The sequence below is a fragment of the Pseudacidovorax sp. genome (genome assembly GCF_017991995.1).
Classification (GTDB): domain Bacteria; phylum Pseudomonadota; class Gammaproteobacteria; order Burkholderiales; family Burkholderiaceae_C; genus Xenophilus.
The window spans coordinates 173,972-199,474 of the sequence record NZ_JAGOPN010000006.1 but is presented as its reverse complement, the minus strand read 5'-3'; the positions used below and the strand labels follow the sequence as shown (position 1 = coordinate 199,474).

The following is a 25,503-nucleotide window of genomic DNA, read 5'->3' as shown; positions in this document are numbered from 1 at the left end:
CGAATCCGTCGTCCCCGGCGAAGAGCCGTGTTGCGGGTGACTGTGCCCGGCAACGCCCCGATTGTGGCATGAGTTCAGCGCTGGCGCGCCCGTCGGCCGCGTCGAGGAGGGATAATCGATGGTTTTCGCGCTCGCCCGGCACCGGGCCCCTCTTCATCCGAGCGCGTTCCCCCACCCCGCACCGACACGAAGCCATGGCCCAGTACGTCTACACCATGAATCATGTCTCCAAGACCGTGCCGCCCAAGCGGCAGATCTTGAAGGACATCTCCCTCTCGTTCTTTCCCGGCGCCAAGATCGGCGTGCTCGGCCTCAACGGCTCGGGCAAATCCTCGCTGCTGAAGATCATGGCCGGCGTGGACAAGGAGATCGAGGGCGAGGCCCTGCCGATGCCTGGCCTGTCCATCGGCTACCTCGAGCAGGAACCCAAGCTCAACCCCGAGCACACCGTGCGCGAGGCCATCGAAGAGGCGATGAGCGAGGTCAACAACGCCAAGAAGCGCCTCGACGAGATCTACGCCGCCTACGCCGAGCCCGATGCCGACTTCGACGCCCTGGCCGCCGAGCAGGGCCAGCTGGAGGCCGTGATCGCCGCCGCGGGCACCGACAGCGAGCACCAGATCGAGATCGCCGCCGACGCCCTGCGCCTGCCGGCCTGGGACGCCAAGGTGGGCATGCTCTCCGGCGGCGAGAAGCGTCGCGTGGCGCTGTGCCAGCTGCTGCTGTCCAAGCCCGACATGCTGCTGCTCGACGAACCCACCAACCACCTGGACGCCGAATCCGTCGAGTGGCTGGAGATCTTCCTGCAGCGCTTCACCGGCACCGTGGTGGCCATCACCCACGATCGCTACTTCCTCGACAACGCCGCCGAGTGGATTCTTGAGCTGGACCGCGGTCGCGGCATTCCCTACAAGGGCAACTACTCCGAGTGGCTGCTGCAGAAGCAGAACCGCCTGGAGGCCGAGCAGAAGGGCGAAGAGGCCCGCGCCAAGGCCCTGAAGAAGGAACTGGAATGGGTGCGCCAGAACGCCAAGGGCCGCCAAGCCAAGAGCAAGGCCCGCATCCAGCGCTTCGAGGAACTGAGCGACTACGAATACCAGCGCCGCAACGAGACGCAGGAAATCTTCATTCCCGTGGCCGACCGCCTGGGCAGCCAGGTCATCGAGTTCAAGGGTGTGAGCAAGAGCTTCGGCGACCGCGTGCTGATCGACAACCTGTCGTTCAACGTCCCGGCCGGCGCCATCGTCGGCATCATCGGCCCGAACGGCGCGGGTAAATCCACGCTGTTCAAGCTGATCGCCGGCCGCGAGCAGCCCGACAGCGGCGAGGTCGTGATCGGCCAGACCGTCAAGATGGCCTTCGTCGACCAGTCGCGCGACGCGCTGGCCAACGAGGCGACCGTGTGGGAAGACATCTCCGGCGGCCTCGACATCATCAACGTCGGCAAGTTCCAGATGGCCAGCCGGGCCTACGCCGGCCGCTTCAACTTCAACGGCCAGGACCAGCAGAAGAAGGTCGGCAACCTGTCGGGCGGTGAGCGCGGCCGCCTGCACCTGGCCAAGACGCTGATCCAGGGCGGCAACGTGCTGCTGCTGGACGAACCGTCGAACGACCTGGACGTGGAAACCCTGCGCGCGCTGGAAGACGCCCTGCTGGAGTACGCCGGCACCGTGCTGGTCATCTCCCACGACCGCTGGTTCCTGGACCGCATCGCCACCCACATCCTGGCCGCCGAAGGCGACTCGCAGTGGGTGTTCTTCGACGGCAACTACCAGGAGTACGAGGCCGACAAGAAGAAGCGCCTGGGCGAAGAGGGCGCTGCCCCCAAGCGGGTGCGCTTCAAGGCGCTCAAGTAAGCTGGCGCCCCGCTCGCCGGGCCCTGCGGCCTGGCGGGCCCGTTGGCATGCTGCGGGCCGGGCGTGCCCGTATCCGCGTCGACGCTCAGACCGTCGCCACCGCCAGCGTGCGCAGCAGCGAGCGGTTGATTTCCTCGGCACCCATGTCGAAGCGCGCGCGGGTGGCGCGCACCACGGCCGGGTTGTCCTGGCCGAGGGCCTGGGCCACCTGCAGCACGCTGGCGTAGGGCCCGGTGCCGCGCAGCACCGCCTCCACCAGTCGCTCGGGCAGCGCCACCCGACCGACCGCCGTGCGCATGGGCTCGTCCATCACCAGGTCGAGCTGGGCGAACAGCCCGCACAGATAGACCTCCCGCCGCAACTCCTCTTCCACGCCCGCTTCCATCAGTTGCGAGGTGAGGTGCGCCCGCAGCACCATGGTGGCATTGGCGGGCTGCAGGTTGCGGTCGTCGCTGGTGTGGGGCAACTGCTCGGCCAGCCAGGCGTCGAGTGTGCGGTAGCCCAGCATCATCACGCCGTGGCGCAGCGAGGTGATGCGGCGCCGCAGGCCCAGGCTCGCCGAGTTGAGATGCAGCAGCAGGCGATAGGCCAGTGCCGGCTCCTGGCCGAACTGCAGCTCCAGCTGATCCAGCGACTGTTCGGATTCGAGCGCCTGCATGGTGCGCACCACGCCGCGGCGCGTGGGCGGCAGCGGCTGGCCCTTGTTGCGGTGGAGCACGTCCTCGATGGGCCAGCCGGCCACGGCCCAGGCCGCGCGCTGGTCCAGCGCATGTTCGACCAGCGCCATGCTGGCGGCACCCACCACGATCTGCTCGGGCTCGATGGGGCTGGCGGCCAGTTGCGCCTGTGCCGCCGCCCGCTGCGCGGGATGGCGCGGATCGGCCTCGCGCGCGCGCAGCACGGCCTGCAGGGCGGCGGCCGCATGGTCGACCTCCAGCTCCATCACGCGGGGCGAGCTGCGGCCCGGGAAGTCCGTGCGCCGCGGTCCGGGACCGGCCGAGGCGATGAGTGCGGCGCCGCGGCGGCGGGCCTCGGTGGCGGCCAGGGCCAGGGCTTCGTCGGCCAGCCAGTCGACCGGCACCTCGACCATCGGCGACTCGCCATCGGCCTGCTCCAGCACGCCGTGCAGCAGCCGGGGCGAGCGCGGCGCCACCAGCAGCTTGGGCGATTCGGCCATCCACATCTCGGTGAGGCTGCGCAGCAGATGGCCGCCGTCGGCATGTTCACCGTCCTCGTAGGCCAGCAGCCGTATCCCCGCCATGTCGCGCCTGCGATTCCAAAGAAGCTGGTAGCAAAGGGTGAGACTGCCGAGAACGGATTGGGCCACGATGCGGAAGAGGGAGGAAGCCTGGCGACAGGCCTCAGCTCAGGTAGTTGAAGAGAGAGAGCTTCTGGATCTGGGCATAGGTGCCCAGGGCGGCAGAGTACATCGTCTGCTGGCTGCTGATATCCGAGAGAACCTTGACAGGGTCGGCATCCTCGGCGTCGGCACGCACCTTCTCGAGCTGGTCGCTGCGGGTGGTCAGCCGGTCGCCGATGGTATCGGCCCGGTTGAGCAACTCGCCGGCCTGGCTGCGCGCGGCGGACAGCTTGGCCAGGCCTGAATCCACCTGCGCCAGCCCGCGCGAGACGGCCTGCGTGACCTGGCCATTGGCCGCGCTGCGCACACCCGCGATGGCCTGGTCCATGACCGCGAAGAGGCTCTGGCTGCCTGAGGGTTTGACCTCCAGCGTGTCGCCACTGGCCGGCGTGCCGCTGGCCGTGAAGGACATGCCGCCGAAGCTGATCGCCTGGCCGCTTTTGTACGCGGCGCCGGAGACCACCGCCTGCTGGGTGTTGGTGTCGAGCACGTCGTAGGTGGTCGTGCCGTCGGTGGCGACGGAGAACTTCACCTGGTACCCGTGGCCGGTGAGCGCGCCCGGGTCCAGCACCTGGCCGGTGTCGGTGTGCACCTGGGTCGTGCCGGTGGCCTGGTTCACCTCGAACACGCCGTTGCCGGTGGGCACATCCATCCAGGTCGCGAAGCCATCGAGCACGCCGGGCACGCTGCTGTCCGAGGCGGCGGCCTGGCCCGACACGCCCTGGTAGCTCACCGTGCCGCCGGCATCGGTGAAGGGCCGGGCGGTGCTGCCCAGGCCGCCGAAGAGCGGCAGGCCGTCGGCATTGGTGGTGTTGGCATACGACAGCAACTGGTCGCGCAGCGCCGTCATCTGCTGGGCGATGGACTGGCGGTCGGTCTCCGAGAGCGCGCCGCCGCCAGCCTGCACCAGCAGCGAGCGGAAGGACTGCAGGGCGGTCACCGAATCGCCGAGCGTCGACTCCACGCTGGTCATCGAGGCCGTCTGGGCCTGCAGCGCGCGCTGCTGCGTCTCGACGCGTGCCACGCGGGTGGTGGCGCGCTCGGCCTGCGCCGCGGCCAGCGGGTCGTCGCTGAGGCGGTTGATCTTCTTGCCGGTGTTGACCTGCTCCTGCAGGTCGGCCAGTTGGGCCTGGCGTTCGGCCAGGCGCTGGATGGCCGTCTCGCGCAGGTTGGGGGTGGAAATGCGTTGGATGGTCATGCGGTGGCCCCTTGCCCTCAGCGCACGCTGGACAGCAGCGAGTCGAAGATGTTCTGCGCGATCTGGATCACCCGTGCCGAGGCCTGGTAGGCCTGCTGGTAGGCCAGCAGCTTGGTGGCTTCCTCGTCCAGGTTCACGCCGGTGCTGTTGGCCCGCGCCGTCTCGGTGCTGGTGGCGATGGCCGAGGAGACCTGCGCGGCGTACTTGGCGCCCTGGGCCCGCACGCCCACGCGGGCGATCAGTCCGGCGTAGCCATCCGACAGCGGGGAGCCGTCGATCACCTTCTGGTCGGCCAGTGCCTGCAGAGCCTTGGCGTTGCCGCTGTTCTGCGCCGTCATCGACGCGGTGGCCGCCTGCACGGTCACGGTGTCGCCCGCCTTGGGCACCCCGGTGAGCGTCAGTGACCAGCCGTTGACCTGGATCGCCTCGCCCGCGGTATAGGGCTGGTTGTTCAGGTTGCCCGTGCCTGTGCCGCTGATGTCGTAGGTGCCGTCGGCGTTGAAGGTCAGCGTGGCCGTGGCGGTGAGGTTGGCGTTCTGCGCGCTGGCATACACGCCCGACACGGCGAGGCTGCCCGCGTTGGCGGTGCCGGTGCTGGCCTGCACCGGGCTGCCGGCCGCCACCGCGCTGGCCGAGCCCAGCGCCACCGCCACCTTGCCCGCGGCCTGCGCGAAGGGCTCGATGCGGTAGACGTCGCCCGGTGCGCCGGCGCCCGACTGCAGATCGAGCGACAGCCCGTCGATCTGCGCGGGCAGGCTGGCGAAGCTGCTCACCGTGTTGTCCGACAGGCGACGCACCTGGTAGCTGCCATCGGGCTGCACGCTCAGCGCATAGGACGAGGGCACGAGCGCCGACACGTCGCTCACAGTCGCCGCGAACACCGCGTTGCCGGTGTTGGTGGCGGCCGGCGTCGAAGCGGGCACGCCGATGTCGCCGAAGAGCTTGTTGCCGGTCTCCCCGTTCAGGCCCACGCCCAGCGAATGCTGGGCGTTGACGGTGGTGGTCATGGTCAGGGCCAGCCGGCCCAGCAGGTTGCGCGTGTCGGGCAGGTCCTCGTTCAGGAAGCGCAACTGGCCCGCTGCGGCGCCACCGCCGAGGGTGTCCGCGTCCAGGTGGGCCACCACGCTGCCACGCGCGATGTCGAGCGTGGTGCTGCCGTCGGCCGCCGTGCCCACCGACACCTGCCCGGTGCTGCTGCCCAGCACCAGCGCCTGGTTGCCGACGAAGACCGACAGCGTGCCATCGTCGGCCTGCACGGTACTGGTCTGCACCTGGGCGTTGAGCTGCGTGATGAGCGTATCGCGCTGGTCGAGCAGGTCGTTGGGCTCCTGGCCGGTGCCGCGGGCGCGCTGGATCTGGCCGTTGATCTTGGCGATGGAGGCGGCCAGGCGGTTGACCGTGTCGGCCGCCGTGCCCAGCTGTTCCAGCGTGGACTGGCCCATCTCGTCGAGCTGGCTCTGCGCGCTGGAGAAGCGCGACGCCAGCGCGCCCGCCTGGGTCAGCACCACCGTGCGTGCCGACAAATCGGTGGGGGCGCTTGCGACGTTGGTGAAGGCATTGAGCAGCGAATTCATCGCCGAGCCCAGACCGGCGCTGCCGGTCTGGAACACCGACTCGAGCGAGGCCAGCTGACCCGAGCGGGCCGAATCCGCCGCCGACACGGCGGCCGTCTGGTTGGCCTGCTGCGTGAGGTAGCTGCTGTACGCGCGCTCCACCGTGACGACGCGCACGCCGTTGCCCAGGTAGCCGCTGCCGGTGGGCGTGGTGATGGCCTGCTGCTGCACCACCGACTGGCGCGAGTAGCCCACGCTGCCCGCGTTGGCCACGTTGTTGCCGGTGGTGGTCAGCGCCGCCTGGTTGGCCTGCAGCGCGGACAGGCCGATGTTGAGGAGGGAGCTCATGTGGTCTGCAGCCGCTGCTGAAGGGCCTGCGTCGCCTGGATGGCGCGGCCCAGCTTGCGGGCATAGGCCGGGTCGGTGGCATAGCCGGCCTTCTGCAGCTGCGCCGCATAGGCCTGGGCGGAATGGGTGTTGGCGCGGGCCTGCGCGTAGCGCGGGTTCTCGCCGATCAGGCGCGCATAGTCGCGGAAGGATTCCTCGGGCGAGTCGTAGGCGCGGAACTTCGCCTTCACCTTGCGCGGCTCGCCGTGGATGTACTCGGTGGTGGTCACGGTGGCGACCTTGCCCGTCCAGCCGGCCGTGGCCTTGATGCCGAACAGGTTGTTGGCGCTGCTGCCGTCGGCGGTGCGGATCTCGCTGCGGCCCCAGCCCGTCTCGTGGCCGGCCTGGCCGATCATGAAGGCGGCAGGGATGCCGGTCTCCTGCGCCACGCGTTCGGCTGCGTCCTGGTGGCGGGCCACGAAGCCGCTCTGGCTGGCCGTCGTCGACACCGGCGCCTTGCCGATGCCGCCCATGGCGGCCAGCGAAAGCGTGGAGGGGGCCTGCCTGCCCTGGATCTGCTGCGTCAGCTGCCGCGTGATGGCGTCCGACAGCCCGCCGGGCAGGCCCGAGAGCTGCACCGACAGTTGCTGGTCCAGCAGGTCGGTGCCCAGCTTCTCGCCGTCGCTGTCGAGCAGGCCCGACTTGGTGGTCGCCTCGCGCATGCTCTTGATCAGCTCGCGCATGAAGAGGGACTCGAACTGCTTGGCGGCTTCGCGCACCGCCTTCGGGTCGTTGCCCGTGGCGTACTTCAACGCGTCCAGCGAGCGCGCGTCGGCGGCCAGGCTGTTGGAGGTGGAGGTGCCGATGCTCATGGCGATGCGGGCCGCGTCAGATCACTTCCAGCTCGGCATTGAGCGCGCCCGAGGCCTTGATGGCCTGCAGGATGGCCAGCAGGTCCTGCGGCGTGGCGCCCAGTGCATTGAGCGCGCGCACCACGTCGGCGAGTTGCGGCGAGGCCGGCACCTGGTAGAGGATGCCCGGCTCCTGCTTGATCTGGATGGCGGCCTGCTGGGCCACCACCGTCTGGCCGCCCGACAGCGGCGCCGGCTGGCTCACCACCGGCTGCGAGCTGATGGTCACCGACAGGTTGCCATGGGCGATGGCGCAGGGGTTGAGCGTCACCGCCTGGTTCAGCACGATGGAGCCCGTGCGCGCGTTGATCACCACCTTGGCCGCGGGCGCGGCCTGCTCCAGCGTCAACTCTTCGAGCTGGGCGATGAAGCTCACGCGTGCATCCGAGTCGCCGGGCGCACGCACCTGCACCGTGCGGCCGTCCATGGCGCGGGCCATGCCGCTGCCCATGCGGCGGTTGATGGCCTCGGCCACGCGGCTGGCGGTCTGGAAGTCGGCCGCGTTCAGGCCCAGGTTGATGGTGTCGCCATCGAGCAGGGGCGTGGGCACGGCCCGTTCCACCTGCGCGCCCTCGGGCACGCGGCCGGCGCTCAGGTGGTTGATCTGCACCTTGCTGCCGGCGGCCGCGGCACCGGCGCCACCCACCACCACGTTGCCCTGGGCGATGGCGTAGATCTCGCCGTCGGCACCGCGCAGCGGCGTGGCCACCAGCATGCCGCCCTTGAGCGAGCGGGCATTGCCCATGGAGGCGACCGTCACGTCCACCGCCTGGCCCGGCTGCGCGAAGGCCGGCAGCTGGGCCGTGACGATCACGGCCGCCACGTTCTTGAGCTGCAGCTGGCTGGCCCGGTTGTCGGGCAGCGTGATGCCCAACTGCTGCAGGTAGTTGGCCACGCTCTGCGTGGTGAAGGGCATCTGCGTGGTCTGGTCGCCGGTGCCATCCAGGCCCACCACCAGGCCGTAGCCGGTCAGCTGGTTGCTGCGCACGCCCTGCACGGCGGCCACTTCCTTGATGCGCACCGCCTGCGCCGGCGCCAGCAGGGCCAGGCCCAGTGCGGCACCCGCCAGCAGGCGGTGGATGGTCTTTGTCGTGTTGTTCATTTCCCCTCGATCCTGTCGTGCGTCGCGGCTGCCGCTAGAAGGGCATCACGTTCATGAAGAAGCGGCTGAGCCAGGGCATGACCTGGGCCTCGCCCTGGGCGCCGCGGCCGCGCGACTCGATGCGCACATTGGCCACCTGCGTCGAGTTGACGACGCTGCCCGGGCCGATGGCGCGCGGGTCCACCGTGCCCGAGAAGCGCAGCACGTCCACGTTCTGGTTCACGCCGATCTGCTTTTCGCCCACCACCACCAGATGGCCGTTGGGCAGCACGTCCACCACCGTCGAGGTGATGGTTCCGTAGAAGGTGTTGGCGGCCTCGGTGCCGCCCTTGCCGGAGAAGTCGGTGGCGGAGTTGCCGGCCGCGCTGGCGCGGGTGAAGGAGTTGGCGCTGATGAAGGGCAGGGCGGTGACGCCCGCGCTCAGGCTGTCCTTCTTGTTCACCGTCGACGTGGACTTCTGGCTGGCGGTCAGCGTCTCCACGATGTTGATGGTGACCGTGTCGCCGGCCATGCGTGCGCGCCGGTCCTCGAACAGCGGCCGGTAGCTCGCGTTGTGGTACAGGCTGCCCGTGGCCGCGCGGGGTGTCTGCAACTGCGTGGGATAGGTGATCTGCGGGCGCGTGTCGGGGATGTCCACCTGCGGCGTGTTGGCCAGGGTCGAGCAGCCCACCAGTGTGGCGACGGCCAGCGCTGCGGCGATCAGGGCAAGCAGGCGGTGCATCAGAGCTGTCCTAATTTCTGCAGCATCTGGTCGCTGGTCTGGATCGCCTTCGAGTTCATCTCGTAGGCCCGCTGCGTCTGGATCATCGACACCAGCTCGGTGACCACGTTGACGTTCGAGGTCTCCAGCATGCCCTGCACCACCGTGCCCAGGCCATTGGTGCCCGCGGTGCCGCCATTGGGCTGGCCCGAGGCCGCCGTCTCGGCGAAGAGGTTGTCGCCACGCGGCTCCAGTCCGGCCGGGTTGATGAAGTTGACCAGCGCGATGGTGCCGATGTTCTGCGGCGTCGCGTTGTTGGGCAGCGTTGCCGTGACGGTGCCGTCCGTGGCCACGCTCACGCTGGTGGCGGTGGTCGGCACGGTGATGCCGTTGGCGATCGGCAGGCCCGAGGAGGTCACGATGCGGCCCTGCGCATCCACCTGGAACGAGCCGTCGCGCGTGTAGCCGGTGCTGCCGTCGGGCATGGTCACCTGGAAGAAGCCGTTGCCCTTGATCGCCATGTCCAGCTGGTTGGTGGTGGACTGCAGGCTGCCCTGAGTGAAGGAGCGGCTGGTGGCGATGGTGCGCACGCCCAGGCCCAGCTGCAGGCCGGTGGGCAGCTGCGTCTGCTCGTTGGCATTGGCGCCCACCTGACGCAGGTTCTGGTACATCAGGTCCTGGAACACCGCGTTGGCGCGCTTGTAGCCGGTGGTCGAGACGTTGGCCAGGTTGTGGGAGATGACGTCCAGCTGGGTCTGCTGGGCCTCCATGCCGGTCTTCGAGATCCAGAGCGAATTGATCATGGCGGTGTGCCTGCGGTGTGAAGTGGAATCAGCCCTGCACGCTCAGCAGCTGGGCGGCGGACTTGTCGGCGGTTTCGGTGGTCTGCAGCAGGCGCATCTGTTGCTCGAACTGGCGGGCGGCGGCGATCATGCCGACCATGGTCTCGACCGGGTTCACGTTCGAGCCTTCGAGCGCGCCGGTCTCCAGGCGCGCATTGGCATCGGCGGGCAGCACATCGCCCTCGCCGGGGCGGAACAGGCCGTCGGTGCCGCGGGTGAGCGGCGTCTCGGACGTGGCGAGCTTGATGCGGCCCAGCACCGCGGCCGGCTGGCCGGTCTGCTGCGCGCTGATCGTGCCGTCGGCGCCTACGGTGAGGTTGGCGCCGGCCGGCACGTCGATGGGCGAGCCACCGTCCGAGAGCACCAGCAGCCCGCTGCTCGTGGTCAGCGCGCCTTCGGGCGAGATCTGGAAGGCACCGCTGCGGGTGTAGGCCTCAGTGCCGTCCAGGCCCTGCACGGCGAACCAGGCGTTGCCCTGGGCCGTCATATCCAGGTCGCGGCCGGTGCGCTGCAGCGCGCCGGGGCGGCTGTCGTAGCCGGTGGTGGTCTCCATGGCGAACACGCGCGTGGTGGCGCCGTCGCCGCGCAGCGGCACCGCGCGGAAGTTGGCCAGTTCGGCGCGAAAGCCCGGCGTCGAGGCATTGGCCAGGTTGTTCGCGAGCACGGACTGGCGCTGCGCCGCGGCGCTGGCGCCGGTCATCGCGGTGTAGATCAGGCGGTCCATGCGTGCTCAGCCCGTCCGTCGATCAGCGGAGGTTGACCAGCGTCTGCAGGACCTGGTCCTGCGTCTTGATCGTCTGGGCATTGGCCTGGTAGGCGCGCTGCGTGGTCATCATGTCGACCAGCGCGGCGGTCAGGTCGACGTTGGAGTCTTCCAGCGCCTTGCTCTGGATCGAGCCGAACACGCCTTCGCCCGGCGCGCCCAGCAGCGGCTGACCCGAGGCGGTGGTCTCGAACCAGTAGCCGGAATCGGTGATGCCCAGGCCCTGCGGATTGCGGAAGTCCGCCAGTGCGACCTGGCCGGCCGCCTGCGTCTGGTTGTTGGAATAGGTCGCCATCAGCGTGCCGGTGTCGTCGATGGTCAGGCTGGTGAGCTGGCCGGCGGTGTAGCCGTCCTGCGTCAGGTCGTTGACCGTGAAGCTGGAGCTGACCTGCTTGAGCTTGCTCAGGTCCAGCGAGGCGGTGAAGGTCTGCGTGGGATCGTTGGGCGACGACAGCGTGAGCGTTTGCGTGCCGCCGCTGGTCAGGTTGCCCGAGGCGTCGAAGCCGATCTGGAAGGGGGTGGAGGCCGACGGCGTGCTGCCGTTGACGCTGGTGTAGACGTTCCAGGTGTTGTTCGCCGTCTTCTGGAAATACATGCCCACCTCCACCTTGAGGCCCTGGGCGTCGTAGGCGGTCATCGAGGTGCTGTACTTGGACAGGTCGGCGGTGCTGGTGGACACGGCGGCCGATGCGTCCAGCGTGATGTCGGCGCTGACGGCCGAGGTGCGCTTGGCCGGCACGGTGCCGGTGGGCACCACCAGCGTCTGGAGGGTGGAGCTGGTGCGGTTGCCCTTGGCATCCGTCGGATAGCCCATCAGCTTGGCGCCGGTGGCCGTCACGATGGTGCCGGAGGCGTCCTTCTTGAAGTTGCCCGCGCGGGTGTAGGCGGCGCTGCCGTCGGGCATCGTCACCTCGAAGAAGCCGTTGCCGTTGATGGCCAGGTCGAGCGCGTTGTTGGTGGCGTTGATGTTGCCCTGCGTGAACTGCTGGGACACGTTGCCCACCATCACGCCCATGCCGCCGGTCACGCTGTTGGTGCCGGCCGCGGCGGCCGCATACACCTCGGCGAACTCGACCCGGGAGGACTTCATGCCGGTGGTGCCGGCATTGGCGATGTTGTGCCCGATCACGTCGAGGCTGCGGCTGGCGGCGTTGAGTCCGGCGATGGCCTGCTGAAAGCTCATGGAAGGCTCCTGGGTCAGAGAATCGAGTAGATGGCGGAATACGGCTTGCTGCCGTTGCGGCTGAGGTTGAGCGTCAGCCCGTCGCTGGTGGTGCTCACCGAGGTCACGCTGTCGTACATCAGCGTGGTGCTGCCCACGGCATCGCCCTTGTTGGTGGCGGTGACGCTGAAGCTCAGCTCCTGGTCGCTGGGATAGCCCGAGGCGTCGAGCGTGATGTCGTGCTCGCCGGCCGGCAGCGCGCCCAGCGACTTGGTATCGATCACCTGGCCGGCGGCGTTGGTGACCTTGACCGTGACCTCGGTGGCGGCCGCGTCCAGCACGACGGCGCCCATGGCCGTCTTGCCGTCGCTGCTGTAGGCCAGCGTCTTGCCTTCGGTGAGCACGTTCTTGCCCACCACGGCGGCGGCCTGCAGGGTCTGCGTGGTCGAGGCCTGGGTGGCCAGGCCGCTGACGGTGCTGTTGAGCTTCTCGATGCCGGTGACGGTGTTGATCTGCGCGATCTGCGAGGTCAGCTGTGCGTTGTCCATCGGGTTCATCGGGTCCTGGTTGCTCAGCTGGGCGACCAGCAGCTTCAGGAAGCGGTCCTGCAGGTCCGCGGCCGAGGTGGAGGCGAGCGACGAGGCGCCGCCCGTGCTGCCGGTGGTGCTGTTGCTGGCGGTGGTGCCGGTGACGGTGCTCATGCGGAGGTTCCTGCGGCGGTGGCGATGTCGGGGATGCGGGTCACTGGCCCAGTTGCAGCGTCTTGAGCAGCAGGCTCTTGGCCGTGTTCATCACTTCGACGTTGTTCTGGTAGGAGCGCGAGGCCGAGATCATGTTGACCATCTCCTCCACCGCGTTGACGTTGGAATAGGTGACATAGCCGTCGGCGTCGGCCAGCGGGTTGCCGGGCTCGTGCACGCGCCGGCCCGGGTCCTGCCGTTCGGTGACGACGTCGACGCGCACGCCGGCCGAATAGCTCTTGCCCGCGGTCGTGGGGTCGCCCTCGGCGCCGGCATCGCCCAGGTCCACGGTCTGGAAGACCACCTGCCGCGCCTTGTAGGCCTTGCCGTCCGGCCCGGCCGTGGCGTCCGCATTGGCCAGGTTGCTGGCCACGACGTTCAGGCGCTGCGACTGCGCGCTCACCGCGCTGCCGGAGATGCCGAAGATGGAGAACATGGACATGGCGGCCGCGCCCTATCTTTCGTGGTCTGTCGGGTGGATCGAGCGGCCGCGGAGCAGGCCATGCCAGAGCGCCCGCGGAACCGGCTTTGCCGGGCCGCCGGGCGCGCCCCTTCGAGGGGGTCGGCGGAGCGCGAAGCGCGCAGATTGGGGGTGTTCCATGTCATTGCCCCTGGATGGCGGACAGAAGCGTCTTGCCCTGGCCATTGAGGAAGCGCAGCGTGGCCTCGTAGCGCACGGCGTTGTCGGCGAAGGCGGCGCGCTCGCGGTCCAAGTCCACGCTGTTGCCGTCCATGGCGGGCTGCACCTGGGCGGTGTAGGCCAGGCTGCCGCCGGCATCGCTGGTGCGCGGCGCCAGCCGGAAGTGCCGGCCGTCGCTGCGGCCATCGTCGGCCGCGGTCGCCTGCGCCGGGCTGCCCGCGGCGCCGCTGCGGTCGCCGGCGGTGGCCTCGGACAGCGCGGCGGCAAAGTCCAGCTCGCGCGCGGCGTAGCCGGGCGTGTCGGCATTGGCGATGTTCCCGGCGATCACGCGCTGGCGCTCGGCGCGCAGCATCAGTGCCTGGCCCTGGAAGTCCATCGACTGCGTCAGCTTGTCCAGCATGCGTGATCCTTGGTGTGGCGAAGGGAGGAGGGCGGTGTGCCACCCCGTGAAGGGACGGACGCCACCGTGCGGAAATTGTGGGCGGGAGGCCCCGGGGCGAATGGCGGGAACAAAGGCGGCTTTTCCGGGCTGTTTCCGGCTTTGGCACGGCGGGCCCCTGTCTACAGTGCATCGCATCCCGCCAATGGCCGGCCTGCGCGCCTAGCCATGGCGCCATGCCGCCGGTGCCCGTGCACCCGGTCGGCGCCTTTCTTGCCCCCGGCCCCGGCCGACCCTTGCCGCCGTCCTGCCATGTCCCGCTCGCACCGCTGCTTCCTGAAGAACCTGGCCGCCGCCCTGGGTCTCGCCCTGGCCGCCCTGGCTCCGGCGCTCGCCCAGACCCCCGGCGGCGCCGGTACGCTGCCGGGCATCGGCGGCGAGATGGGCGCCGATTTCGTGGCCGCCGCCCAGCACTGGGTGGACGATGCCGTGGCCCAGGGCCGCGGCGCCGCCGGCACCGACATGGCGCCCCTGCGCATGGAGGTGAGCGTTGGCACGCTGGACAGCCGGCTGCGCCTGGCGCCCTGCGCCAGCGTCGAGCCCTACCTGCCACCCGGCCAGCGCCTGTGGGGCCGCAGCCGGCTCGGCCTGCGCTGCGTGGACGGCGCCGTGCGCTGGAACGTCTTCCTGCCCGTGACGGTCAAGGCCATCGGCCCGGCCTGGGTGCTGCGCGACGGCGTGGCGCCGGGGGCGGTGCTGCAGGCGGGCGACGCCGTGCAGGCCGAGGCCGACTGGGCCGCGGATGCGTCGCCGGTGGTGGCCGATCCGGCCCAGTGGGTGGGGCGCGTCGCCACCCGGGCGCTGGCGGCCGGCCAGCCGATCCGCCAGGCCATGGTGCGCACGCAGCAGGTGCTGCAGGCGGGCGCCTCGGTCCGCATCCTGGCGGGTGGGCGCGGCTTCGAGGTCAGCACCGAGGGCCAGGCCCTCAGTGCGGGCGGGGTGGGCGAGGCGGTGCGCGTGCGCATGCCCAACGGACGCATCGCCACCGGACAGGTGGTCGACGCCGGGACGGTGCGCATGGCGCTCTAGGAATGCGCTTCACGAACGCGCGCGTCGTGGACATCTGCGGACGCGGGCGATCGAAGAAAGTCGAAAAAAAGTCCTCAAGTTCCCCGGGAGGCCGCCGAAAAACAGTGACGATGCCCTTCCAAGGGCGCATGGAGTCCAGTCATGAAAGTCGGTGCAAGCAATGAAGTCGGCCTGATCGCCACCGGTGCGGTGCGGTCGGACCGCGCCGCCACCACCGCGGCGGAGTCGGGTGGCGCCCGGGCCGAGGCCGGGGTGTCGGTCGACGTGTCGTCCACGGTGCAGTCGCTCGGCCGCACCGGTTCGGGCTCGGGCATCGACGAGGCCAAGGTCGCCTCGATGCGCGAAGCCATCGCCAACGGCACTTTCACCGTCGATGCCGGCGCCGTGGCCGACAAGATGCTCGCCAACGCTCAGGAAATGCTGAGCCGCACAAGAGGTTGAACGCCATGCATGCCCCCCTGATGATCGACACCCGCGAGTCCACCGAAGAGCTGTTGCAGGAAGTCGAGCGCCAGCTCGACGCCGTGGATGCCCGCCTGCTCGAAGGCGACGCCCCGGCGCTGGAGGCCGCCTGCAACGGCATGCGCCAGGTTGCCAGCGGTTTCAGCAACGTGCTGGAGTCGGCGCTGTCGGCCGAGGTGTTCGACGCCGACTTCCGCGACCGCATCGAAGGCGTCGCCCAGCGGCTGCGCGTGATGCGTGCCGGCATCGCCCGCCGCGCCGCCGCCGTGGAGCGCAGCCTGTCGGCCCTGCTGGGCACACAGGACATGCCCACCTACGGCGCCGGCCTGGGCCAGCGCGCCATGTTCGGCGCCGCGGCGCGCGGTGCCTCGGCCGGCATGCACTGAGCCGGTCCGCGCGCCCGTCCGGCGCGCCCCATGAAAAAGCCCCGGCCGGATGGCGCGGGGCTTTTTCATGGGCGTCCGGTTCAGGTCGGCCGCAGCGACTGGTGGCCCAGCCGCCGTGACACCGCGGCCCCGCAGGCCTTGGCAGCCTTGGCCTGGGTGCCGTTCCAGTCGGTGTCGAAGGAGCGCGAGCGCCCCATCAGCGTGATGCCCAGGACGATGTTGCCCGAATAGTCGAACACCGGCGCCGCGAAAGAGCACACCCCCGGCGTGGGGTTGTTGACGGCGCGGGAGACGCCGTGCTCGCGCACCTCCTGCAGCAGGGCCTGCAGGTTGTCGGGTTCGGCGGGCTGGGCGATGTCCGGGCCCAGGCGGCGCGCATCCTCCAGCAGCGATTCCTCGATCAGCCGCGCCGGCAGGTAGGCCGCGAACAGCCGGCCGGTGGCCGTGGAGGCCAGCGACATCACCGTGCCGGTGCGGATGTTGGTGTGCAGCGGGTAGATGGCGTCGAACAGGAAAACGATGGTGGGCCCCTGGTTGCCCCATACCGACAGCGCCACGCTGTGCCCCGTCTCGCGGGCCAGGTCTTCGGCGAAGGGCACCGCCTCGCGCACCGGATTGAGCATGCGCAGCGTCACCAGGCCCAGCTGCATGGCCGTGGGCCCCAGCCAGTAATGGCCGGTGGAGGCCTCCTGCGTCACCAGCCCCAGCTTGGAGAAGCTCACGAGGTAGGGGTGCGCCTTGCCCGGCGCCATGTCGGCCGCCTTGGCCAGTTCGCGCAGCGGCATGGGCCGGCCATGTGCGCCCAGCGCCAGCAACAGCTGGCCGCCGGCCTCCACCGACTGGATGCCTCGCCGTTCCTTTTCCGCGTTCGATTCGCCCGGGTCGTTGTCCGAAAGGCCCATGGATGTCTCCTAACGCTTCGATCTTATCAAACCCATTCTCCCAGGGTAAACGATTAGATTGAGAAAGATGCGTTAGCTAAATACTAACGACACGGCAACACGTTCCTCCTGAACCGTGTGGGCCGAGGAGACATGGCGAATGACTGAAGGACAAGAGATCTACGACGTACTGGTGGTCGGCACCGGTGCGTCCGGCATGTCCGCCGCAGTGACGGCGGCGCACCAGGGGCTCAAGGTGCTGGTGGTGGACAAGGCCCCGCTGTATGGCGGCACCACGGCACGGTCGGGAGGCTGGCTGTGGATTCCCGGCACCCGGCTGGCCACGGAGCAGGGCATCCACGAACCGCCCGGCGCCGCACGGACCTACCTGCAGCACGAGGCGACCACCCATTTCGACGCGGCCCGCGCGAGGCCTACCTCGGCACCGATGAACCGGAACCCGAGGCGCAGCCGGAGCCCGTCCCCGCGCCGGAACGCTGCGCCGCCTGAGGAGCCCGCCATGTTGAAGATCGAATCCGTCCAGGTGTCCTACGGCGCCATCGAGGCCGTCAAGGGCGTCAGCATGGAGGTACGCGCCGGCGAGGTCGTGGCCATCATCGGTGCCAACGGCGCGGGCAAGAGCACGCTGCTCAAGAGCATCTGCGGCCTGGAGCCTGTGGCCGGCGGTCGAATCCTGCTCGACGGCGAGGACCTGGCCCGCGTGCCGCCGCACCGGCGCGTGGCCATGGGCGTGGCCATGTCGCCCGAAGGCCGGGGCGTGTTCGCCGACCAGACGGTGCGCGAGAACCTGATGCTGGGCGCCTATGGCCGTCGCAAGGACCCGGTGTCCGTCGAGGCTGCCATCGCCCGCGAGTTCCAGCGCTTTCCGCGGCTGGCCGAGCGGCAGCACCAGCTGTCGGGCACGCTGTCCGGCGGCGAGCAGCAGATGCTGGCCATCTCCCGCGCACTGATGAGCGAGCCGCGCCTGCTGCTGCTGGACGAGCCCTCGCTCGGCCTGGCGCCGCTGATCATCAAGGACATCTTCGAGGCCATCCGGCAACTGCGCCGCTCGGGCCTGACCATCCTGCTGGTCGAGCAGATGGCGCGGCAGGCGCTGGGCGTGGCTGACCGCGCCTACGTGCTGGAAACCGGCCGCATCACGCTCGAAGGCGCTGGCCGCGCGCTGCTGGGCGACGCCAAGGTGCGGGCCGCCTACCTGGGCGCGCACTGACCTTCCGCCCCGTCCCATTCCCCTTCATCCAAGGACCCCCATGACCGCCACCAAGACATTCGCCAGCCAGGCCGACCTGGAAGAAAAGAAGATCAGCTTCACCCAGATCTCCGAACATGCCTGGGCCTACACCGCCGAGGGCGACCCCAACACCGGCGTGATCATCGGCGACGACGCCGTGCTGGTGGCCGACACCCAGGCCACGCCCGCGATGGCGCAGGACGTGATCCGTCGCATCCGCGAGGTCACCGACAAGCCCATCCGCTACGTGCTGCTCACCCACTACCACGCGGTGCGTGTGCTGGGCGCCAGTGCCTACGGGGCCGAGCAGATCATCGCCAGCCAGGACACCTACGACCTCATCGTCGAACGCGGCGAGGCCGACAAGGCCAGCGAGATCGGCCGCTTCCCTCGCCTGTTCAGCAACGTCGAGACCGTGCCGCCCGGCCTGACCTGGCCCACGATGACCTTCACCGGCCGCATGACCCTGTGGCTGGGCAAGCTGGAGGTGCAACTGCTGCAGCTGGGCCGCGGCCACACCAAGGGCGACACCGTCGCCTGGCTGCCGAGCGAGGGGGCGCTGCTGTCGGGCGACCTGGTCGAGTTCGGCGCCACGCCCTATGCGGGCGACGCCTATTTCAAGGACTGGCCCGAGACCCTGCGCCGCGTGGAGGCACTGAAGCCCCAGGTGCTGGTGCCGGGCCGTGGCGCCGCGCTCACCACGCCGCAGGAAGTGGCCCAGGGCCTGGCCGAGACGCGGCAGTTCATCGCCGACGTGTACGCCAGCGTGCAGGCCGGCGTGGCGGCGGGGCAGGACCTGAATGCCGTCTACCGCGCCACCTATGCCGCGCTCAAGCCCAAGTACGGGCACTGGGTGATCTTCGACCACTGCATGCCCTTCGACGTGACCCGCTGCTACGACGAGGCCACGCAGTACGCCGACCCGCGCATCTGGACCGCCGAGCGCGACCTCGAGATGTGGAAGGCGCTGGAAGGTTGACCGGCGCCACCATGGACGCTGGTGCCGGGACGCCGGACGCGTCGGGGCCTCGGCTCTTTCAGCCCCTCCAGCTGCGCGGCCTCACCCTGGCCAACCGGGTGGTGATCTCGCCCATGTGCCAGCACGCCGCCCAGGACGGGCAGGCCGGGGCCTGGCATCTGGTGCACCTGGGCAAGTTCGCGCTGGGCGGTGCCGGCCTCATCCTGACCGAGAGCACGGCGGTGGACCCGCGCGGGCGCATCGGCACGGCCGACCTGGGGCTGTGGTCCGACAGCCAGATCGCGCCCCTCCAGGCCGTGGTGGATTTCGTGCACGACAACGGCGCAGCCATCGGCGTGCAGCTGGCCCATGCCGGCCGCAAGGCCGGCAGCCAGCCGCTGTGGGAGGGTGGCGCCGCGCTCGGCGATGCGCAGATGCAGGCCGACCGTCTGCCCTGGACCCGTCTGGGCCCGAGCGCCTTGCCGGCGGGACCGGGCTGGTCGGCGCCCGAGGCCATGGACGAGGCACAGATCGAGGCGGTGGTCGAGGCCTTCGTGCAGGCCGCCGTGCGCGCCGACCGCGCGGGCTTCGACGTGGTGGAACTGCACTTCGGCCATGGCTACCTGGTCGCCGCCTTCCTCTCGCCCCACGCCAACCAGCGGCAGGACGCCTGGGGCGGCGGCCTGCAGGGGCGCATGAAGCTGGCCCTGGACATCGCCGCGCGGGTGCGCGCCGTGTGGCCCGCCGCCAAGCCGCTGTTCTGCCGCCTGTCGGCGGTCGATGGCAGCGTGGGTGGCTGGGGGCTGGAGGACTCGGTCCTGCTCGCCCGCGCCCTGGCCGAGCGTGGCGTGGACGTGATCGACTGCTCCTCGGGTGGCCTCACCGAAGAGACGAAGGCGCTGCCCGTGCCGCGTGGGCTGGGCTTCCAGGTGCCCTTCGCCGCACGCATCCGCGAGGCTGCCGGTGTGAGGACGCAGGCCGTGGGCATGATCGTGGACGCACAGCAGGCGGAGGCGGTGCTGCGCGACGGCCAGGCCGACCTGGTCGCGCTCGGCCGCGAGGCGCTGTGGGACCCGTACTGGGCCCACCACGCGGCCCAGGCCCTGGGGGCCGATCCGCAGTTCCGGCGCTGGCCGGTGCGGCACGGCGTCTGGTTGGCCAAGCGCGCGCCAGCGTTGGCGCGCGCGCGATCCGAGGAAGCTGCCGGATCTCAGCACGCTGGCTGAGAGGCCACGCGGCGCTCTTCAGGCGCTCGCGTCGTCAGTGCCCGCGCATCTTGGCGCGCAGCCGCGCCACGGCCTGGCTGTGCAGCTGGCACACCCGTGATTCGGTGATGCTGAGCACGGCCGCGATCTCCTTGAGGTTCATGTCGTGCTCGTAGTACATGCCCATGATGTAGCGCTCGCGCTCGGGCAGCGACTCGATGGCCGCGACCAGCGCGCTGCGCAGGCGCTGGTCCTTGAGCACGCTCATGGGGTCGGCCTCGTTGTCGGCCACATGGCGTTCGAGGAAGGCCTCCTCGTCGTCGCGGCCCTCGCCGCCCATGTCCTCCAGGTACAGCAGCTGGGTGCCGCGCACGCGGCCCAGCAGCGACTGGTATTCGGCCAGCGGCATGTTCAGCTCGGCGGCGATCTCGGATTCGTGCGGGGCGCGGCCCAGCTTGTGCTCCAGCCGCACCACGGCCTGCTCGATCTGTTTCTGGCTCTTGCGGGAGCCGCGCGACATCCAGTCGCCGTCGCGCAGTTCGTCGAGCATGGCGCCGCGGATGCGCTGCGTGGCGAAGGTCTCGAACTGCACGCCCTGCGTGGCGTCGAAGCGCGAGAGGGCGTCGACCAGCCCGATCATGCCGACCTGGATCAGGTCGTCCACCTCGACGTTGGGCGGCAGCTTGGCCACCATGTGGTGGGCGAGGCGCTGCACCAGCGGCACATACTGGCGGATCAATGCGTCGCGGTCGAGGCGGCCCTTGGCGGTGTACATCTTCTGGAGAGCGGCGGCGGCGAGCATGGCGGGTCTGTCCCCGTGGTTCAGCGCCGAGTGCTGCATTGTGCCGGGGAAAGCAGAAGGTCGAGGTCGTCCACGCAGCGGGGCTCGAAGGCCCCACGCAACGGGGCGTTGAAGGTCTCGCGCAGCAGTTCGGCCGTGCGCGGCATGCGCCAGTCGTCCGGCACCACCTGGCCGCAGCCCAGGCCGCGCAACTGCAGGCCATGGCGCATCAGCACGTCCAGCGCGGGGCCGAGCTTGACCGCCTCGTCGACCTTGGTGAGCAGCGCGTGGCGCGCGCCATCTTCGCGGAAGGCCTGGGCCACTTCGTCCAGTGCGTCGCCCTGGGCGCCGGCGTTGAGCACGACCAGCGGCTTCACGCCGGGCAGGTCCAGTTGCGCCATCTGCTGCTGGCGGCGCGGATCGTGCGAGGCATGGCCCGCGGTGTCGATCAGCACCAGCCGCTTGTGCGCCAGCAGGGCGAGCAGCTCCTGCAGCGCGGCGGTGTCATGGGCCTGGTGGGCCACCACGTCGATGCTGCGGCCGAAGGCGCGCAGTTGCTCATGGGCGCCAGCGCGCTGGGTGTCGAGCGTGATCAGGCCCACGCTGGCGGCGCCATGGTTGCGCGCGCACAGTGTGGCGAGCTTGGCGATGGCGGTGGTCTTGCCCACGCCGGTCGCGCCCACCAGCGCCAGGATGCCGCCTTCGTCCTCCAGCGGCACGGCCTGCTCGTCGATGGCCAGCAGGCGCGTGAAGGTGGCCAGCACATGGGCCTCGGCCGCGGCGGCGTCGGTGCCGGCAGCAATGGGTTGCAGCACGGCGCGCACCAGCGGTGCCGAGAAGCCCGCGCGCACCAGGCGCAGCATCAGATCGGCCAGCGCCGGGTCCTGGCGCGCGCGGCCCAGCCAGGAGAGCGCCTCGAAGCGGGTCTCGACCATCTGGCGCAGGGCGCGCAGTTCGGCCATCACCTCGGAGAGGGCCTGGGCGGGAACCATCGCCCCGGCCGGCGCGGGTTCGGCGGCGGCAGCAACAGCCGGGCGCTGCGCGGACAAGGGCATGCCGGTCAGCGGCGCGGGTCGCTGTGCGGCGGCGGGGTTCCAGGGCATCGCGGCCACGGGAGCTGCCCCACGCGCGACGGCGGCCTGGCTGGGCGCGGCCACCGCGGCCGGGCCGGCGGGCAGGGCGGCGGCAGTCGATGCGGCCGCGTCGCCCAGTTGCTTGCGCAGCATGCGTTCGCGCACGAAGTCCTGGAAGGAGAGGGTGCTCATCGCCAGGCGGTTGGCGTCTTCCTCGACCGAGGTCTCCGCGAGGTTGGGCGTGCGTGGGGGCACGACGGCCGCTGCAGCAGGCGTCACCGGGGCGGCCGGCGCGGACGCCGCCGCAGGACGCGCGGAGGCGGCCTCCTGGAGGCCGGCCAGAGACTCCTCGGACGCGGCCATCACCTCCACGCCCTGCTCGGTCTGCTTGTTCGACAGGATGAGCGCGTCGTCGCCGAAGGCAGCCCGGGCCATGGCCATGGCTTCGCGTGCGGTCGGGGCCAGAAAGCGTTGGATGTTCATGATTCAGGCGGGCAGCGGCTGAAGGCGGACGATGGGGGCGATGCGGGGGGCACGGCGCGCGTCAGGCGGCCGCGCCGCCACCGCGCAGGATGGGCCCGATGCGGATGGTGTGGGTCTCGGGGATCTCGCTGTGCGAGAGCACCGCCAGCCGAGGCGCCGTGCGGCGTACCAGGCGGGCGATGGCGCCGCGGATGGCGTCGGGCACCAGCAGGCAGGCGGGCACGCCGCGCTCTTCCTGCCGGTTGGCGATGTCGGCCGCGCTGCGGGTGAAGGTGTCGGCCACGCCGGGGTCCAGTGCCGGGCCCTGTGCGTTGCCCAGGGCCTGCATCAGCAGGCGCTCGAAGCCGGGCTCGATGGCGATCACGTCCAGCTCCTTCACCGGGCCGTAGATCTGCTGCACGATGGCCGGTGCCAGTGCCACGCGCACGCGGCGGGCCAGCTCCACGGCATCGGTCACCACGGCCGCATGCTCGGCCAGGGTCTCGACGATGGTGCGGATGTCGCGGATGTGCACGCCTTCCTCCAGCAGCAGCTGGAGCACCTTCTGGAAGGTGGCGATCGGGATGAGCTTGGGCACCACTTCCTCGATCAGCTTGGGGCTGTACTGGCTGACGTGTTCCACGAGTTGCTGTGTTTCGGATCGGCTGAGCAGGCGTCCTGCCTGGGTCTGCATCAAATGTGACAGATGGGTGGCCATCACGGTCTCTGGATCAACGACCGTGAAACCCGCCATTTGTGCGCTGTCGCGATAGCGGGCCTCGATCCAGGTGGCCGGCAGGCCGAAGGCCGGGTCGGTGGTGGCGGTGCCGATCAACGGCGTGCCGATGCCGCCGGGGTTGATGGCCAGGAACATGCCCGGGAAGGCCTCGCCCTCGGCCACCACCACGCCGCGCAGCGTCACGCGGTAGGCGCTGGGCTTGAGCTCCAGGTTGTCACGCACATGCACGGCCGGCGGCAGGAAGCCCACCTCCTGCGCGAACTTGCGGCGCACGCCCTTGATGCGGGTGAGCAGGTCGCCCTGGCGGTTCTTGTCGACCAGCGTGATCAGGCGGTAGCCCAGCTCCAGGCCCAGCAGCGACACCGGCTGCAGGTCGGCCCAGGTGGCGTCGGCCTCGGGCGGTGGCTCGCTGGGCTTGGGCGTCTCGGCCTCGATGCGGCGGCGGCGCGCCATCGTCCATGCGCCCCAGCCCAGCAGCGCGGCCATGCTCAGGAACACCACATGCGGCATGCCGGGCACGCTGCCCAGCAGCAGCAGGATGGCGGCCGTCAGGCCCAGCGCGCGCGGCGAGGTGAAGACCTGCTGCACGATCTGCCGGCCCACGTCGTCTTCCTTGCCCACGCGCGAGACCACCATGGCCGCGGCCACCGAGATCAGGAGCCCCGGGATCTGCGCCACCAGCGCGTCGCCCACGGCCAGCAGCACATAGCTGTTGGCCGCCTCGCCGGCCGGCATGCCGTGCTGAAGCACGCCGACGGTGAAGCCGCCCACGACGCTGATGACCAGGATCAGGATGCCGGCCATCGCGTCGCCGCGCACGAACTTGGAGGCGCCGTCCATGGCGCCGAAGAAGTTGGCCTCTTCCGCCACTTCGGCGCGGCGGCGGCGGGCCTCCTTCTCGTTGATCGTGCCGGCATTGAGGTCGGCATCCACCGCCATCTGCTTGCCGGGCATGGCGTCGAGCGTGAAGCGGGCCGACACCTCGGCGATCCGTTCCGCGCCCTTGGTCACCACCACGAAGTTGATGACCACCAGGATGGCGAACACGATCAGGCCGACCGCGAAGTTGCCGCCGATCAGGAAGTGGCCGAAGGCCTCGATCACCGCGCCGGCCGCGCCCGGGCCGGTGTGGCCTTCGAGCAGTACCACGCGGGTGGAAGCCACGTTGAGCGACAGGCGCATCAGCGTGGTCAGCAGCAGCACCGTGGGGAAGGCGGCGAAGTCCAGCGGCTTCGTCATATAGGCCGCCACCATCATCACCATCAGGGCGGCGGCGATGTTGAGGGTGAAGAAGCCGTCCAGCATCCACGCCGGAATGGGCAGCACCATCAGCGCCAGGATGGCGATGACCAGCAGCGGCGCGGCCAGTCGCTGCAGGCCGGCGGAGTCGGGGCCGTCGCCGAACAGGCCCTGCATGGTGCGCTGGAGGGCGTTCATGCCTCATCCTCCAGGTCGGCCAGGGCCTTGGGGTCGTTGAGCGGATCGAGCTCGGCCGGCACCACCGGTTCGGGCACGGTCTGCGGCCAGGCGCCACGGCCGGCGATGGCGGCCTTCAGGCGGTACACATAGGCGAGGATCTGCGCCACGGCGGTGAAGAGCTGGCTGGGGATGGGCTGGTCGATCTCGGCATGGGCATACAGCGCGCGGGCCAGCATCGGCGACTGGATGACCGGGATGTCGTGCGACTTGGCGATGTCGCGGATCTTCATGGCCAGCAGGTCTGAGCCCTTGGAGATCACGTGCGGCGCGGCCATGTTGGTCTCGTCGTAGCGCAAGGCCACGGCGAAGTGGGTCGGGTTCATCACCACGAAGTCGGCGCGCGGCACCGCCGTGATGCTGGCGCGCTGCAGGATCGCGCGCGCGGCCTTGCGCTGCTGGCCCTTGACGTGCGGGTTGCCGTCGGTCTCCTTGTGCTCCTGCTTCACCTCCTCGTGCGACATGCGCAGGCGTGAGCGGTGCAGCCAGCCCTGCAGCGGCACGTCGGCGACGGCGGCGGCCACCAGCACCAGCATCGCCAGCGCGGTGCCCTGCACCAGCCAGTCGGCGAAGTAGGGCAGGGCACCGGGGGCGGGCATCAGCACCATGCGCGCCAGCGCGTCCATGGACCCGCGCACGTACACGAAGCCCACGCAGGCCAGGATGGCCGACAGCAGCACCAGCTTGAGCACGGTGCTCGCCTGCTGCTTGCTGAAGAGGCGGCCGAGGCCGGAGAAGGGGTTGAGCCGATCGAGGTCCGGCGTGATGGCCTTGGCGCTCATCACCCAGCCGCCGGTGGCCAGCGTGGCGATCACCGAGGCCGCGATGACGATGGCGGCAAAGCCCACGCAGGCCGCGATGCCGAGCAGGCCCAGCTGCGTCAGCCGCTCGCCCATGGCGGCGGGGCGCATGGCATCGGCGGCATTGAAATGCAGGGCCGCGGCCAGCGCGTCGCGCAGCGCACCGAAGGCGGTGGGGGCCAGCAGCAGCAGCGCCACCGCGCCGGTGCCCACCACGGCCAGGTGGGTCAGGTCGCGCGAGCGGGGCACCTGCCCGTCGCGGCGGGCCTGGTCCAGGCGCCGCTGCGTGGCGGGGAGCTTCTTGTCCTGGCTGCTGGATGACATGGGCGCGAACGGCGGTGGGCGGTTCGGGGCATTCTCGGCAGCGGGTGATGTTTCAAAAGCCGGATAAGGGGCGGCCCGTGCC

General features: G+C 70.3%; 24 protein-coding genes and 1 pseudogene. 8 read left to right on the top strand and 17 right to left on the bottom strand.

Features of this window, described 5'->3' with window-relative positions; genetic code table 11:
• Positions 1–194: 194 nt before the first annotated feature.
• Entirely contained in the window at positions 195–1,856 is a 1,662-nt protein-coding gene (ettA, locus tag KBC94_RS10550; RefSeq protein ID WP_294369698.1) for an energy-dependent translational throttle protein EttA, read from the top strand.
• Between the two features lie 85 nt (positions 1,857–1,941).
• Here the strand turns inward: ettA and KBC94_RS10545 are convergent, their stop codons facing one another.
• The 12 genes from KBC94_RS10545 to flgB all read right to left on the bottom strand — a co-directional run bounded on the left by KBC94_RS10545 (position 1,942) and on the right by flgB (position 13,554).
• Positions 1,942–3,117 carry an HDOD domain-containing protein gene (locus tag KBC94_RS10545; protein WP_234192355.1) on the bottom strand — a complete coding sequence of 392 codons (1,176 nt, stop codon included), beginning with the start codon at positions 3,115–3,117 and terminating at the stop codon, positions 1,942–1,944.
• 100 nt (positions 3,118–3,217) lie between these two features.
• Positions 3,218–4,414 (bottom strand): flagellar hook-associated protein FlgL, encoded by a 1,197-nt coding sequence (gene flgL, locus KBC94_RS10540; protein WP_294369696.1) that lies wholly within the window; start codon positions 4,412–4,414, stop codon positions 3,218–3,220.
• 17 nt (positions 4,415–4,431) lie between these two features.
• The gene (gene flgK, locus KBC94_RS10535; protein ID WP_294369693.1) at positions 4,432–6,315 is read right to left on the bottom strand and encodes a flagellar hook-associated protein FlgK; all 1,884 of its coding nucleotides are present in this window, start codon (positions 6,313–6,315) and stop codon (positions 4,432–4,434) included.
• Complete coding sequence (locus tag KBC94_RS10530; RefSeq protein ID WP_294369690.1) at positions 6,312–7,166, bottom strand: glucosaminidase domain-containing protein; 855 nt, start codon at positions 7,164–7,166, stop codon at positions 6,312–6,314. Before KBC94_RS10530 ends, flgK begins: the two co-directional genes overlap by 4 nt.
• A 16-nt stretch (positions 7,167–7,182) precedes the next feature.
• Positions 7,183–8,307, bottom strand: coding sequence for a flagellar basal body P-ring protein FlgI (locus KBC94_RS10525; RefSeq protein WP_294369688.1), 1,125 nt, complete (start codon positions 8,305–8,307; stop codon positions 7,183–7,185).
• A gap of 34 nt (positions 8,308–8,341) precedes the next feature.
• Positions 8,342–9,028, bottom strand: coding sequence for a flagellar basal body L-ring protein FlgH (locus KBC94_RS10520; protein ID WP_294369684.1), 687 nt, complete (start codon positions 9,026–9,028; stop codon positions 8,342–8,344).
• Positions 9,028–9,810, bottom strand: a complete 783-nt coding sequence (gene flgG, locus KBC94_RS10515) for a flagellar basal-body rod protein FlgG (protein WP_294369682.1) — start codon at positions 9,808–9,810, stop codon at positions 9,028–9,030. The genes KBC94_RS10520 and flgG overlap by 1 nt, the downstream gene beginning before the upstream one ends.
• Before the next feature lie 28 nt (positions 9,811–9,838).
• Complete coding sequence (flgF, locus tag KBC94_RS10510) at positions 9,839–10,573, bottom strand: flagellar basal-body rod protein FlgF (protein ID WP_294369680.1); 735 nt, start codon at positions 10,571–10,573, stop codon at positions 9,839–9,841.
• 22 nt (positions 10,574–10,595) lie between these two features.
• Positions 10,596–11,795 carry a flagellar hook protein FlgE gene (flgE, locus tag KBC94_RS10505; protein WP_294369677.1) on the bottom strand — a complete coding sequence of 400 codons (1,200 nt, stop codon included), beginning with the start codon at positions 11,793–11,795 and terminating at the stop codon, positions 10,596–10,598.
• 14 nt (positions 11,796–11,809) lie between these two features.
• Positions 11,810–12,475 (bottom strand): flagellar hook capping FlgD N-terminal domain-containing protein, encoded by a 666-nt coding sequence (locus KBC94_RS10500; RefSeq protein ID WP_294369674.1) that lies wholly within the window; start codon positions 12,473–12,475, stop codon positions 11,810–11,812.
• A gap of 40 nt (positions 12,476–12,515) precedes the next feature.
• Positions 12,516–12,956, bottom strand: coding sequence for a flagellar basal body rod protein FlgC (gene flgC, locus KBC94_RS10495; protein ID WP_294369671.1), 441 nt, complete (start codon positions 12,954–12,956; stop codon positions 12,516–12,518).
• 160 nt (positions 12,957–13,116) lie between these two features.
• Entirely contained in the window at positions 13,117–13,554 is a 438-nt protein-coding gene (flgB, locus tag KBC94_RS10490; protein WP_294369669.1) for a flagellar basal body rod protein FlgB, read from the bottom strand.
• 291 nt (positions 13,555–13,845) lie between these two features.
• Between flgB and flgA the strand changes: the two genes are divergently transcribed.
• The 3 genes from flgA (at position 13,846) to KBC94_RS10475 (ending at position 15,470) form a co-directional block, all read left to right on the top strand.
• Positions 13,846–14,622: a flagellar basal body P-ring formation chaperone FlgA gene (gene flgA, locus KBC94_RS10485; RefSeq protein ID WP_234192343.1), complete on the top strand. Its 777-nt coding sequence runs from the start codon at positions 13,846–13,848 to the stop codon at positions 14,620–14,622.
• A 141-nt stretch (positions 14,623–14,763) separates the two neighbouring features.
• Positions 14,764–15,063 carry a flagellar biosynthesis anti-sigma factor FlgM gene (gene flgM, locus KBC94_RS10480; RefSeq protein WP_294369665.1) on the top strand — a complete coding sequence of 100 codons (300 nt, stop codon included), beginning with the start codon at positions 14,764–14,766 and terminating at the stop codon, positions 15,061–15,063.
• A 5-nt stretch (positions 15,064–15,068) separates the two neighbouring features.
• The gene (locus KBC94_RS10475) at positions 15,069–15,470 is read left to right on the top strand and encodes a hypothetical protein (RefSeq protein WP_234192341.1); all 402 of its coding nucleotides are present in this window, start codon (positions 15,069–15,071) and stop codon (positions 15,468–15,470) included.
• Between the two features lie 80 nt (positions 15,471–15,550).
• On the opposite strand, the gene KBC94_RS10470 is transcribed toward KBC94_RS10475, so the two are convergent.
• Positions 15,551–16,372 carry an IclR family transcriptional regulator gene (locus KBC94_RS10470; protein ID WP_234192340.1) on the bottom strand — a complete coding sequence of 274 codons (822 nt, stop codon included), beginning with the start codon at positions 16,370–16,372 and terminating at the stop codon, positions 15,551–15,553.
• A 139-nt stretch (positions 16,373–16,511) separates the two neighbouring features.
• On the opposite strand from KBC94_RS10470, the pseudogene KBC94_RS10465 reads away from it, so the two are divergent.
• From KBC94_RS10465 to KBC94_RS10450, 4 genes and pseudogenes are all read left to right on the top strand, one after another.
• Positions 16,512–16,769, top strand: a pseudogene (locus tag KBC94_RS10465) (FAD-dependent oxidoreductase); the annotation flags it as partial.
• Positions 16,770–16,871: 102 nt separating this feature from the next.
• Positions 16,872–17,582, top strand: a complete 711-nt coding sequence (locus tag KBC94_RS10460) for an ABC transporter ATP-binding protein (protein WP_234192335.1) — start codon at positions 16,872–16,874, stop codon at positions 17,580–17,582.
• Positions 17,583–17,622: 40 nt separating this feature from the next.
• Positions 17,623–18,582, top strand: coding sequence for an MBL fold metallo-hydrolase (locus KBC94_RS10455; protein ID WP_294369661.1), 960 nt, complete (start codon positions 17,623–17,625; stop codon positions 18,580–18,582).
• On the top strand, positions 18,579–19,787 hold the full coding sequence (locus tag KBC94_RS10450) for an NADH:flavin oxidoreductase/NADH oxidase (protein ID WP_294369659.1): 1,209 nt from the start codon (positions 18,579–18,581) through the stop codon (positions 19,785–19,787). Before KBC94_RS10455 ends, KBC94_RS10450 begins: the two co-directional genes overlap by 4 nt.
• Before the next feature lie 34 nt (positions 19,788–19,821).
• Here the strand turns inward: KBC94_RS10450 and KBC94_RS10445 are convergent, their stop codons facing one another.
• The 4 genes from KBC94_RS10445 to KBC94_RS10430 all read right to left on the bottom strand — a co-directional run bounded on the left by KBC94_RS10445 (position 19,822) and on the right by KBC94_RS10430 (position 25,421).
• Positions 19,822–20,541, bottom strand: a complete 720-nt coding sequence (locus tag KBC94_RS10445; RefSeq protein WP_294369901.1) for an RNA polymerase sigma factor FliA — start codon at positions 20,539–20,541, stop codon at positions 19,822–19,824.
• 47 nt (positions 20,542–20,588) lie between these two features.
• Positions 20,589–22,103, bottom strand: coding sequence for a flagellar biosynthesis protein FlhF (gene flhF / locus KBC94_RS10440; RefSeq protein ID WP_294369657.1), 1,515 nt, complete (start codon positions 22,101–22,103; stop codon positions 20,589–20,591).
• Between the two features lie 61 nt (positions 22,104–22,164).
• Complete coding sequence (gene flhA, locus KBC94_RS10435) at positions 22,165–24,258, bottom strand: flagellar biosynthesis protein FlhA (protein WP_294369656.1); 2,094 nt, start codon at positions 24,256–24,258, stop codon at positions 22,165–22,167.
• Entirely contained in the window at positions 24,255–25,421 is a 1,167-nt protein-coding gene (locus tag KBC94_RS10430; RefSeq protein WP_294369654.1) for an EscU/YscU/HrcU family type III secretion system export apparatus switch protein, read from the bottom strand. Before KBC94_RS10430 ends, flhA begins: the two co-directional genes overlap by 4 nt.
• Positions 25,422–25,503: the final 82 nt, after the last annotated feature.